A 12,024-nucleotide genomic window follows, 5' to 3' on the forward strand; every position below is an offset into this window, starting at 1 on the left:
CGGACGGCGTCACGGGGCTGCGACGCCGCTGGCGGCGGCCCGTGCGGAGACCAACTGGGCGCGCACCTCGTCGATCGTGTCCAGGACCGCGATCGTGTCCCGGAGCGGGCGGTCGGGGTGCTCCAGGAGACCGTCGGCGATGGCCTCGCCGACCGCGCGGAACATCGGCACGTACCCGTTGCCCTCCAGGGGCAGGGTGACGCGCTCGGGGCGGTCGAACGGCGGGGTCAGCACGGTGTAGGACCCGGTGGCGAAGAACGGCGCGTCGAGCGTGATCGACCCGCTCGTCCCGCCGATGTCGGCGCCCGCACCGACGAAGCCCTGGATGCTGGTCAGCAGGGAGGCGAACCGGCCGTCGCCGAAGCGCAGGAACGCCGACGCCGTGAGGTCGACGCCGTCCGCGCGCGCCTCTCCCGTCGCCTCGACCGCCGTCGGGACACCGAGCAGCAGGTGCGCCAACGTCAGCGGGTAGACGCCCATGTCCAGCAGGGCTCCTCCACCGTCGGACCGCCAGTGGGCGGTACCGGGCGGCGGCGGGAAGCCGAAGCTCCCCCGGACGGTGCGCACCTCCCCGATCGTGCCGTCGGCGACCTCCTGGAGCACTCGTCGCACGGCCGGGTTGAAGCGCATCCACATGGCCTCCATCAAGAAGCGGCCCTGCTCGGCGGCGAGGGCGACCAGCGACCGTGCCTCGTCGGCGGTGCTGGTGAAGGCATTCTCGACGAGAACGTGCTTGCCGGCCAGCAGTGCGCGGCGGGCGAGGTCGGCATGGGTGCCGATCGGGGTGCAGAGGTACACGACGTCGACGTCGTCGGCGGCGAACAGCGCGTCGTGGTCGCCGTACCAGCGCGGGACCTCGTGCGCGGCTGCGAACTCGGCCGCGGTCCGCTCGTCCCGCGATGCGACCGCCACGAGGTCGACGTCCGCGGCCAGGTGCAGGTCGCCGGCGGTGGCCCGACTGATCCCGCCGGTGCCGACCATCCCCCAGCGCGTCCGGCGGCTCATCGGGCACTGACCCCGGCGCCGGACGGACCGGCCAGCTGCTGAACGGCACGCGCCCGGTGCTCGCGGTCCGGGAACTGCAGGGATGGCACGGGGGTCTCCTCAGCGTCGGGCGTGCAACTGCAACGTGGCGAACAGGTCCTCGACCATCAGCCGGCAGTCGAGGTGGGTGTAGACGCGCATCGGCCGCGCGCCCGGCACGGCCTGGTACTGGCCGGCCCCGGTGATGGCCGGGGTGTCCCGGAGGACGTACCGGCTGGAGGAGGCGTCGGGCTCGAACCCCGACTGGAGCGCGGTGAGCAGCACCAGCGGGCTGTCCCCGAGGGCGTAGGTCTGCCCCAGGTCGAACCCGTGCCGGGCGGCCGTCGTCCGCACCCCGTCGAGCGCGGCGAACAGCCGGGCGCCCAGCGGCCCCTGCCCGGCCATCCGCAGCTGCAGCTCGGCGAAGGACACCAGGGTCTGCCGGTAGGCGTCGCGCGGCACTTGCCAGACCGGGACGGCGGAGTCGCCGAACACCACCGACGCGGCGAGGACGTCGATCAGCAGGTTGTACTCGATCGGCATCGCGCCCGGTGGCGGCGAGGCCAGGCCCGGGTGCTCGGGGCCGCCGATCCAGACCAGGGTGAGCCGCTCAGCGATCCGCGGTTCGATCAGCCAGGCGCTGGCCAATTCGGTCAGGCCGGCGCCGGCGCAGACGTAGAGCGGGGTGTCGACGTCGTCGCGCATCGCCTCGGCGACCAGCGCCTCGGCCGCCGCGGACCGGATCGGGGTGCGACGGTCGGTGAGCCCGACGTTGGAGCCGGCCAGCACCGGGACGTCGTCCCGGCCGGCCAGCCCCAGCACCTCGCGGGCCAGTGCTGCGGCATTGTCGGCGGTGGCGTCCGAGGAGTCGAACGGGTCACCGGGGCGCAGGTGCGAGCCGATGACCAGCCGCAGGTCCACCGACGGTGAGAGCGCGTGGTGGGCCAGCTGGACGAGGCCGTCGGGGTCCCCGCCGAGGTCGTTGTCGACGACGACGCGGATGCGCGGTCGGCCCACCGGTCAGATCTCGACCGTGAACAGCGACTGGGCGTAGCGGCGGACCTCGGCGGCCATGTCGACCGAGCTGCGGTCGTACAGCCACTGGACCTGCAGTCCGTCCATCAGGGCGACCAGCGTGCGGGCGGCGCCGGCATGGTCGACCCCGGCGCGGAGCTCGCCGGCCGCGTCGGCCTGCTGGAGTGCCTCGCGCACGTAGCCGATCACCCAGGTGTAGCGCCGGCGGAAGTAGTCGTGGACGGGGTGCTCGGGCGAGGTCGCCTCGGCTGACAACGTCGCGTAGAGCTCGACGAGCTCGGGGGTCTCCCGCTGGTTGTACTCGACCAGGTCGGCCAGCGCCCGGATGCTCAGCACTCCGGCGGTCTGGTCGCCGAAGAGCGCCTGGGCCTGCTCGTCGCGCCACTCGAGCACCGCCTCGATCAGGTGCGTCTTGCTCGGGAAGTGGTGCAGCACGCCGGCCTGGCTGAGCCCGGCCCGCTCGGCGACGTCGCGCAGCGACCCCTTGTGGAAGCCCGCGCTGGAGAAGACCTCGACCGCCGCCGTGAGGATCTCGACCCGCCTGGCAGCGGTCTTCGCGTACTCGCCGCGAGGCCTGGGTGTGATCGCCGTCATGCCCGGAAGGTAACGCTGAAACCGTCTGAAAACAAACCTAGTGCTCGGTAGGTTTTCCGGCTACGTTGTGCGCCACGTCACCCCACTCGGGGGTGCGCACCCCCCCGGAGGTACGACCGTGCTCGGTAAGAGAAGGGCTGTTGGCATCGCGGCCCTGGCCCTGGCCACCTCGCTGGTGATGTCTGCCTGTGGCGGCGCAGACAGCGGGGGCAGCAGTGGTGGCGGGGGCAGCAGCGACGCCCTGACGCTCGGCGTGATCGTGCCGCCCACCTCCTTCGCCGCGGCCAACGCCGCCTGGGCGAACGAGTCCCCCTACGTCCAGGCGGTCTACGACAGCCTGCTCCGCGAGTCCCCCGACGCCGAGGTGGAGCCGTGGCTGGCCACGGAGTGGTCCTACGACGACTCGAAGACCGTGCTGACCATGACCCTGCGCGACGACGTGACCTTCACCGACGGCACGGAGTTCGACGCCGACGTGGCCGCGCAGAACATCCTGCGGTTCAAGAACGGCACCTCACCGAACGCCTCGTACCTGGCCAACGTCTCCGATGCGACCGCCGTCGACCCCACCCACTTGCAGATCACGCTGTCCCAGCCCGACCCGGCCCTGCTGAACTACCTCGCCCAGAACGCCGGCGCGCAGGAGAGCCCCGCGGCCTTCGGCACCCCCGACGAGCAGACCACCCCGATCGGCTCCGGCCCCTACGTGCTCGACACGGACGCCACGGTCGTCGGCTCCACGTACGTCTTCACCAAGAACCCGGACTACTGGGCGCCGGATGAGCAGCACTTCGACGAACTGACGATCAACGTCTACGACAACATCCAGACGCAGGTCAACGCAGTCCAGGGCGGCCAGGTCGACGGCGTCAACCTGATCGACAACTCGGCGAACGACCAGGTCGAGTCAACCGGTTACCAGCTGGTCACCCACGAGCTCGACTGGGCCGGGCTGATCCTCTTCGACCGTGCCGGCCAGCTGGCCCCCGAACTCGGCAGCGTGCAGGTCCGTCAGGCCATCGCCCACGCAGTCGACCGCGACGCCGTCCTCAAGGCGGCCAACAACGGCCTCGGCACGGTCACCGGTCAGGTGTTCGGTGAGGGCAACCCGGCCTTCGACGAGTCGCTGGACGACACCTACGACTACGACCCCGCCGCAGCGAAGCAGCTGCTGGCCGAGGCCGGGTACCCCGACGGCTTCACGCTGCAGATGCCGCAGGTGCAGATCGGCACCACCGTCGTGTACGACCTGCTCAAGCAGTACCTCGCGGACGTCGGCATCACCGTCGAGTACACCCCGCTGCCGCTGAGCCAGGCCATCCCGGACCTGCTGAGCGCCAAGTACCCGGCGTCCTTCTTCGTCCTCCAGCAGGACCCGACCGCCTGGCAGGTCGCGCAGTTCTCGATCGCCCAGGGCGCCACGTTCAACGTCTTCCACCAGCCCGACACGACCGTCGCCGGCCTGTTGCAGACGATCCAGACCGGCTCACAGGCCGACTCCGACGCGGCGGCACAGCAGCTCAACCAGTACGTGGTCGACCAGGCCTGGTTTGTGCCCTTCTACCGCAACCAGGGCACGTTCGCGGCGTCGAGCGACCTCGAGGTCACGCACCAGAGCGACAACGCCTACCCGTACCTGCAGAACATCCAGCCGAAGTCCTGAACACCGCGGGTGGGCCGCCGTCGTCCCGGCGGCGGCCCAGCCGGTCCATGACCGACCCTCCAGAGTCGAAGGGATCCCCGTGCTCCGATTCGTGCTGCGACGACTGGCCGCCGGTGCCGTCCTGATCGTCGTCATCTCCGTGGCCACCTTCTTCCTCCTCTACGCCGCCGGCGGTGACATCGCCCGCACGATCCTCGGGCAGACCGCCTCGCAGGAGACCGTCGACCTGAAGGCGCAGCAGCTCGGCCTGGACCGGCCGCTGCTCACCCAGTTCGGCGACTGGCTCTCCCACGCCGTCCGCGGCGACCTCGGGACGTCGTGGTTCACCGGCCAGCCGGTCGTCGACGCCATCACCAGCCGGGCGGCGGTCACCCTGTCCTTGGTCATCGGCGCCACCCTGGTCAGCGCGGTGGTCGCCGTGCTGCTCGGCGTCCTGGCGGCCAAGCGCGGCGGCTGGGTCGACCGGCTGGTGCAGCTGGTCTCGGTCGTCGGCATCGCGATCCCGGGCTTCCTCGTCGCGATCGGGCTGGTCCTGGTGTTCGCGATCAACCTGGGGTGGTTCAAGCCGACCGGCTACACGCAGTTCGCCGACTCCCCCGGCGGCTGGCTGGCGGCCATCACGCTGCCGGTCATCGCACTCTCGATCGGGGCCATCGCCGGGGTGGCCCAGCAGGTCCGCGGCTCGATGCTCGACGCGCAGCGGCAGGACTGGGTGCGCACCCTGCGCAGCCGTGGTCTGTCGGAGTCCCGGGTCATCTACGAGCACGTCCTCCGCAACGCCGCCGGCCCGGCACTGTCGGTGCTGGCGATCCAGTTCATCGCGCTGATCGGCGGAGCCATCTTCGTCGAGCAGATCTTCGCCATCCCCGGCTTGGGCCAGATCGCCGTCGGCGCCACCAACCAGGGGGACATCCCGCTGGTCATGGGCCTGGTGATCACCGTGACCGTGCTCGTCGTCATCGTCAACCTCGTCGTCGACCTGCTGCAGGGTTGGCTGAACCCGAAGGTGCGCACCGCATGACCGCCACACTCCCTCCCGCTCAGGTCGTACCGGTCGCGACCCTCGAGCGGGCTGCCCGGGTCTCGCTGTCCCGCCGGCTGCTGCACAACCCCACCGGCGTCCTGGCACTGACCTGGCTGGTGCTCGTCGTGCTCGCGGCGGTGCTGGCCCCGCTGCTGGCGCCGCACGACCCGAACACCGCCTCGGCCAACGACGTGCTCGCCACCCCCGGCGGGTCGTTCCCGCTCGGCGCGGACGCCTCCGGCCACGACATCCTGTCCCGGCTGCTCTACGCCTCGCGGCTGAGCCTGGCCGGTGCCGCCACCACCGTGGTCGTCGCCGCGGTGCTGGGCATCAGCGCCGGGTTGATCGCCGGTTATTACGGCCGGGTGTTCGAGTCGGTCGCCTCCTGGTCGGCCAGCCTGATCATGTCGCTGAACGCCATCGTGGTGCTGCTGGCCGCCCGGACGGTCACCGGGCCCTCGGTCTTCACCGCGATGGCCATCTTCGGCGTGCTGATCGCCCCGGCGTTCTACCGGGTCGTCTCCGCGGCCGTGTCGGGCGTGCGGCACGAGCTCTACGTCGACGCGGCCCGGGTGTCCGGGCTCTCCGACGGACGCATCATCGCCAAGCACGTCCTCACCGTGGTCCGCGCCCCGGCGATCATCCTGGCCGCCGGGATCGCCGGCATCGCCATCGCCATCCAGGCCGGGCTGGACTTCCTCGGCCTCGGCGACCCCAGCCGGCCCACCTGGGGCGGCATGCTCAACGCCGCCTTCTCGGTCATCTTCCGCGCGCCGCTGCAGCTGCTGTGGCCGAGCCTGGCGATCGGCCTCACCTGTGTCGCCCTGGTCCTGCTCGGCAACGCGCTCCGGGACGAGCTCGAGCGCAGCGCAGCGCCCAAGGTCAGCCGGCGGGCCCGCCGCAACCCGGCCGCCGTCTCGGTGACCGGCGAGCCGGTCGTCGTGCACGAGGAGCCGGCCGGTCCCCGCGGCGAGGTGCTGCTGGACGTGCGGGGGCTGTCCGTCGGCTACGACCAGCCCGACGGCACGGTCACGACCGTCGTCCGCGACGTGTCCCTGACCGTGCGGCGCGGGGAGGTGCACGGCCTGATCGGCGAGTCAGGCTCGGGCAAGACCCAGACCGCCTGGTCGATCCTGCGGCTGCTCCCGGCCGGTGGCCGGATCGTCGGCGGCGTCATCGAGTTCGAGGGCGCGGACCTGGCCTCCGCCTCGGCGAAGGAGATGACCGCGCTTCGCGGGGCGAGGATCGCCTACGTCCCGCAGGAGCCGATGAGCAACCTCGACCCGGCGTTCACCATCGGCCACCAGCTCACCGAGCCGCTGCGGCTCAAGCTGGGGATCAGCAGGGCGGAGGCGAGGGAGCGGGCTCTGGGCCTGCTGGAACGAGTCGGCATCCCCGACCCGCGACGCACCTACGCCGCCTACCCGCACCAGATCTCCGGCGGCATGGCCCAGCGGGTGCTCATCGCCGGTGCGGTGTCCTGCAACCCCGACCTGCTCATCGCCGACGAGCCCACCACCGCCCTCGACGTCACGGTGCAGGCCGAGGTGCTCGACCTGCTCCGCGACCTGCAGTCGGAGTTCGACATGGGCGTCCTGCTGGTCACCCACAACTTCGGCGTGGTGGCCGACCTCTGCGACCGGGTGTCGGTCATGCGCGACGGGCGGATCGTCGAGACCGGACCGGCCCGATCCCTCTTCGCCGGCTCCCGGCACGGGTACACCCGCGCACTGTTCGAGGCCGTCCTCGAGGACGGCGAGCCCCGCGGCCCCCTCACCCCCGCCGCCGCCCCTCAGGGAGCCCCGTCATGACCGGACCGCTGCTGGACATCTCCGACCTGGTGGTCGAGTACCCGGTCAAGGGCCGCCGGGCGGCTCCCTTCCGGGTGCTGGACGGGGTCTCCCTGGACATCCGCCCGGGCGAGTGCGTCGGGCTGGTGGGTGAGTCGGGATCCGGCAAGACCACGATGGGTCGGGCCGTGCTCGGTCTGGCGCCGGTGAGCAGCGGCAGCATCCGCTACGACGGCCGGGACATCAGCCGGCTGTCCCGGGCCGATCGCCGGGCGCTGTCCAGCGACATCCAGGTGGTCTTCCAGGACCCCTACACGTCGCTGAACCCAGCCCTGACGATCGAGCAGATCCTCGTCGAGCCGCTCACCGTGCAGAAGATCGAGCGCGCCGAGGCGACCCGCCGGGTGCGCCAGCTCCTCGACCAGGTGCACCTGCCCGCCGACGCCGGCAGCCGGCTGCCCCGGGAGTTCTCCGGCGGGCAGCGGCAGCGGATCGCGATCGCCCGGGCGCTCGCGCTGGAGCCCCGGCTGATCGTCTGCGACGAGCCGGTCTCGGCCCTGGACCTGTCCACCCAGGCCCGCGTGCTGGCGCTGTTCAAGGAGATCCAGGAGCGCACCGGGGTCGCCTACCTGTTCGTGTCCCACGACCTCGCCGTCGTCCGGCACCTGTCCCACCGGGTCGCGGTGCTGTACCGCGGCGAGATCGTCGAGTGGGGCGACGGTGACCAGGTCACCAGCCGCCCGCAGCACCCCTACACGCAGAAGCTGCTGCTGGCCGCCCCCGTCCCCGACCCGGTCCAGCAGGAGCAGCGCCGCGCCGAGCGCCGCCGCCTCGCCGCTGCATGAACCCCGCCTCCTCGACGCGAACGGACACCATGACCGACACCACGGCCCGCACCGACAGCCGCCTGACCGACGCCCTGGCCGCCCTCTCACTGGAGCAGAAGGTCCAGCTGCTCACCGGCCGGGACTTCTGGAACACCTGGCCGATCGAGGAGATCGGGCTGCGCCGGATCCTGGTCTCCGACGGCCCCTCCGGCGTGCGCGGCGAGGTCTGGGACGAGCGCGACCCCTCGCTGAACCTGCCCTCGGCCACCGCGCTGGCGTCGGCCTGGGACCCCGATATCGCCCGCCGGTACGGCGCGGCCGCCGCCGTCGAGGCCCGCCGCAAGGGCGTGGACGTCGTCCTCGGCCCGACCATCAACCTGCACCGCTCGCCGCTGGGCGGCCGGCACTTCGAGGCCTTCAGCGAGGACCCGGTGCTCACCGCCGAGCTCGCCGCCGCCTACGTCACCGGCGTGCAGGACAACGGCGTCGGTGCCACCCCCAAGCACTACGTGGCCAACGACTTCGAGACCGACCGCTTCACCGTCGACGTCCGCGCCGACGAGCGCACCCTGCGCGAGCTGTACCTGCTGGCGTTCGAGAAGGCGGTCACCGAGGCCCGCGCGTGGCTGGTGATGAGCGCCTACAACGGCATCAACGGGGCCACCGCCACCGAGAACGACCTGCTGGAGACCCCGCTGAACAGCGAGTGGGGCTTCGACGGCGTCGTCGTCAGCGACTGGACCGCCGTCCGCAGCCTGGAGTCCGCGAGATCCTCACAGGACCTGGTGATGCCCGGCCCGGTCGGCCCGTGGGGCGACGCGCTGGTCGAGGCGGTGCGCACCGGGGCGATCGACGAGTCGGTCGTCGACCGCAAGGTGCTGCGCATCCTCACCCTCGCCCAGCGGGTCGGCGCGCTGGAGGGCTCGCCGGCCATCGACCCGGTCTGGGTCGAGGACGGCGTGGCCCTGGCCCGCGAGGCCGCGGTCGAGGGCACCGTGCTGCTGGAGAACCGGGACGAGCTGCCCTGGGACGCCACATCGCTGCGGAAGGTCGCCGTCATCGGCAACAACGCCGCCGCGGCCCGCACCCAGGGCGGCGGGAGCGCCACCGTGCTGCCGGAGTACACCGTCTCCCCGCTCGACGGCGTCCGCGCGGCCCTCCCGGACGCCGAGGTCAGCTACTCCCTGGGCGCCGTGGTGCAGGACGGCCTGGTCGAGCTGCCGTTGGCCGAGCTGACCAACCCGGTCACCGGCGGGCCCGGGCTGCGCGCCCGCTTCCTCACGGCCGACGGTGCCGAACTGTTCGGTGAGGACCGCCGCAAGAGCGTGCTGGTCTACTTCGGCGGCGACGCCCCGATCGCCGCGGCAGCCACCTACGAGCTGACCGCGCGCTGGACCCCGACCGAGTCGCAGACCGTCCGGCTGGGTTTCGCCCTCATCGGCGCCGCGCAGCTGTACGTCGACGGCGAGCTGCTCGTCGAGTCCGATCTCCAGCCCAGCGGCACCGACCTGGGTGCGGCGTTCATGAACCCGCTGACCGCCTCCGCCGAGGTCGAGCTGGTCGCCGGCAAGCCGGTCGACGTCCGCCTGGTGCACGACCTGAGCGCCAAGGAGGGCTTCGCCGCCCACGCGCTGTTCCTGCAGCTGGGCACCGAGCCGGCCGAGGTCGACGAGGACGCGCTGATCGCCGAGGCGGCCGAGGCAGCCGAGGCAGCCGACGTCGTTCTGGTCGTGGTCGGCACCAACTCGATCGTCGAGTCCGAGGGCTACGACCGGGAGTCGCTGAGCTTGCCCGGCCGGCAGGACGACCTGGTCCGCGCCGTCGTGGCGGCCAACCCGCGCACCGTCGTCCTGGTCAACGCCGGCGCGCCGGTGCTGCTGCCGTGGCGGGACGACGTGGCCGCGCTGCTGCTGGGCTGGTTCGGCGGCCAGGAGTTCGGCAACGCCGTCGCCGACGTCCTGCTGGGCGTCGCCGAGCCGGGCGGCCGGCTGCCCACCACCTGGCCGGCCGCGGAGGCGGACGTCCCGGTGCTGTCCTGCACCCCGGTCGACGGGGTCGTGGAGTACACCGAGGGCATCCACATCGGTTACCGCGCGTGGCTGCGGTCCGGCGCCACCCCGGCCTACTGGTTCGGCAGCGGCCAGGGCTACACCTGTGTCGAGCTCACCGGCGTCGAGGCGCCGTCCCGGGCCCGGCCCGGGGAGATCGTGACGGTCAGCGTCGAGGTGGCCAACCGCGGCGAGCGCGACGGCAAGCAGGTCGTGCAGGTCTATGCGGAGAAGCCCGACTCGACGGTCGACCGCCCCGTGCGCTGGCTGGTCGGCTCCGCTCCGGTGCGCGTGCCGGCCGGGCAGACCGCTCAGGTCGAGGTCGCCGTGCCCACCCGGTACCTCGCCCACTGGGCCGGCGGCTGGCAGTACGAGCCGGGCGTCTACCGGCTGCGGGTCGGGACCACCGCCGTCGAGCTGCCGCTGGAGACGACGCTGGAGGTCTCAGCGTGAGCCGCGGCCCGAACCCGCTGGTCCCCGGGTTCAACCCCGACCCCAGCATCGTGCTGGCCGACGACGCGTACTACCTGGTCACCTCGACGTTCGAGTACCTGCCGGGCATCCCGGTGTACCGCAGCACCGACCTGGCCGAGTGGACCCAGATCGGCAACGTGGCCACCCGCCCCGAGCAGCTGCTCATCGGCGACGTGCCCACCGGGCTCGGGGTGTGGGCGCCGACCATCCGGTACCGCGAGGGCACCTTCTACGTCATCGTCACCGTCCCGATGAGCCCCAAGGGCTGCGTGGTCTACACGGCCACCGACCCGGCCGGCCCGTGGGACGACGGCACGACCATCGAGGGCGTCAGCGGCATCGACCCGGACCTGACCTGGGACGACGAGGGCGCCGCCTACGTCACCTTCTCCGGCATCAACTTCGACGGCGGCGGACACCTGGGGGTCCAGCAGGTGCGCGCGGACCTCACGGCCGGCAAGGCGTTGGAGGAGCCACGCTCGCTGTGGTCGGGCACCGGGCTGAAGTTCCCCGAGGCGCCGCACCTGTACCACCGCGGCGACTGGTGGTACCTGCTGATCGCCGAGGGCGGCACCGAGCGCGGGCACTCGGTGAGCGTGGCCCGCGGCCGCTCGCCGGAGGGCCCGTTCGAGGGGCACCCGGCCAATCCGGTGCTCAGCGCCCGCAGCACCCCGCGGCCGATCCAGAACACCGGGCACGCCGACCTGGTGGACACCCCCGACGGTGGGTCGGCGCTGGTGCTGCTCGGCATGCGGCCGCTGGGCGCGACGGTGGCGTTCTCCCCACTGGGCCGGGAGACCTTCGTGACCGACGTCGCCTGGGTCGACGACTGGCCGCAGCCCGAGCCGGTGGAGCTCGCCCCGCGAGCGGGCACCTCCACCGAGGAGTTCGACTTCGCCGCCGGCGATCTCAGCGACCCCGGCTGGCTCGCCGTCCGCACCCTGCCCACCGAGGTGGCCACGACGGACGGCGGCCGGCTGGTGCTGACCGGCGACGGCCGCACGATGGCCGACCGGCACCCGCGGTTCGTCGGCCGCCGGCAGCGGCACCACATCTCCACCGTCGCCGTCCGGCTCGACGTGACCGCCGGCACCGGCGGGCTCGCGTCCCGGTACGACGAGCACTCCTGGTACGGCCTGGAGGCGCACACCGACGGCGGCAGCACGACCGTCACCGCCCGGGCCCGGGTCTCCGGCCTGGCCCAGGACTGGACCGCGACGCTGCCCGCCGGCGAGGTCGAGCTGCGGATCGAGACCCGGCTGCCGGCCGGCGGCTTCTCCCCCGAGGCCATGGGCGGGGACCGGATCCGGCTCGTCGCCGCGGCCGGCGGCGAGGACGTCGAGGTGACCGAACTCGACGGGCGGTTCTGGAGCGCCGAGGTCTGCGCCTCCTTCACCGGTCGCGTGGTCGGGCCGTACGCCGTCGACGGCACCGTGGCCGTCGCCGGCTACCGCTACACCGGCTCGGAGAGCAGCGAGCAGCACCGCCCCGGCGAGGTCACCCCGCACTGAGCAGGTCCCCCGCCCCACCCCCACGACCCGAGGAG

General features: G+C 72.6%; 9 protein-coding genes. 6 read left to right on the forward strand and 3 right to left on the reverse strand.

The window, feature by feature from the left end:
* Window positions 1–9 precede the first annotated feature (9 nt).
* The 3 genes from MODMU_RS14220 to MODMU_RS14230 all read right to left on the reverse strand — a co-directional run bounded on the left by MODMU_RS14220 (window position 10) and on the right by MODMU_RS14230 (window position 2,652).
* Window positions 10–1,005: a Gfo/Idh/MocA family protein gene (locus tag MODMU_RS14220; protein ID WP_014740983.1), complete on the reverse strand. Its 996-nt coding sequence runs from the start codon at window positions 1,003–1,005 to the stop codon at window positions 10–12.
* A gap of 99 nt (window positions 1,006–1,104) precedes the next feature.
* Window positions 1,105–2,040 carry a nucleoside hydrolase gene (locus tag MODMU_RS14225; RefSeq protein ID WP_014740984.1) on the reverse strand — a complete coding sequence of 312 codons (936 nt, stop codon included), beginning with the start codon at window positions 2,038–2,040 and terminating at the stop codon, window positions 1,105–1,107.
* A gap of 3 nt (window positions 2,041–2,043) precedes the next feature.
* Window positions 2,044–2,652, reverse strand: coding sequence for a TetR/AcrR family transcriptional regulator (locus MODMU_RS14230; protein WP_014740985.1), 609 nt, complete (start codon window positions 2,650–2,652; stop codon window positions 2,044–2,046).
* 118 nt (window positions 2,653–2,770) lie between these two features.
* On the opposite strand from MODMU_RS14230, the gene MODMU_RS14235 reads away from it, so the two are divergent.
* The 6 genes from MODMU_RS14235 to MODMU_RS14260 all read left to right on the forward strand — a co-directional run bounded on the left by MODMU_RS14235 (window position 2,771) and on the right by MODMU_RS14260 (window position 11,989).
* On the forward strand, window positions 2,771–4,315 hold the full coding sequence (locus MODMU_RS14235) for an ABC transporter substrate-binding protein (protein ID WP_041795281.1): 1,545 nt from the start codon (window positions 2,771–2,773) through the stop codon (window positions 4,313–4,315).
* A 79-nt stretch (window positions 4,316–4,394) separates the two neighbouring features.
* A complete protein-coding gene (locus tag MODMU_RS14240) occupies window positions 4,395–5,336 on the forward strand; it encodes an ABC transporter permease (RefSeq protein ID WP_014740987.1) in 942 nt (313 codons plus the stop codon).
* Window positions 5,333–7,150: a dipeptide/oligopeptide/nickel ABC transporter permease/ATP-binding protein gene (locus MODMU_RS14245; RefSeq protein WP_014740988.1), complete on the forward strand. Its 1,818-nt coding sequence runs from the start codon at window positions 5,333–5,335 to the stop codon at window positions 7,148–7,150. Before MODMU_RS14240 ends, MODMU_RS14245 begins: the two co-directional genes overlap by 4 nt.
* A complete protein-coding gene (locus MODMU_RS14250) occupies window positions 7,147–7,974 on the forward strand; it encodes an ATP-binding cassette domain-containing protein (RefSeq protein WP_014740989.1) in 828 nt (275 codons plus the stop codon). Before MODMU_RS14245 ends, MODMU_RS14250 begins: the two co-directional genes overlap by 4 nt.
* A 29-nt stretch (window positions 7,975–8,003) precedes the next feature.
* Window positions 8,004–10,457: a glycoside hydrolase family 3 protein gene (locus tag MODMU_RS14255; protein WP_083869749.1), complete on the forward strand. Its 2,454-nt coding sequence runs from the start codon at window positions 8,004–8,006 to the stop codon at window positions 10,455–10,457.
* A complete protein-coding gene (locus MODMU_RS14260) occupies window positions 10,454–11,989 on the forward strand; it encodes a glycoside hydrolase family 43 protein (protein WP_014740991.1) in 1,536 nt (511 codons plus the stop codon). Before MODMU_RS14255 ends, MODMU_RS14260 begins: the two co-directional genes overlap by 4 nt.
* The last annotated feature ends 35 nt before the right edge of the window (window positions 11,990–12,024 follow it).

It is taken from the genome of Modestobacter italicus (assembly GCF_000306785.1).
Classification (GTDB): Bacteria; Actinomycetota; Actinomycetes; order Mycobacteriales; family Geodermatophilaceae; genus Modestobacter; species Modestobacter italicus.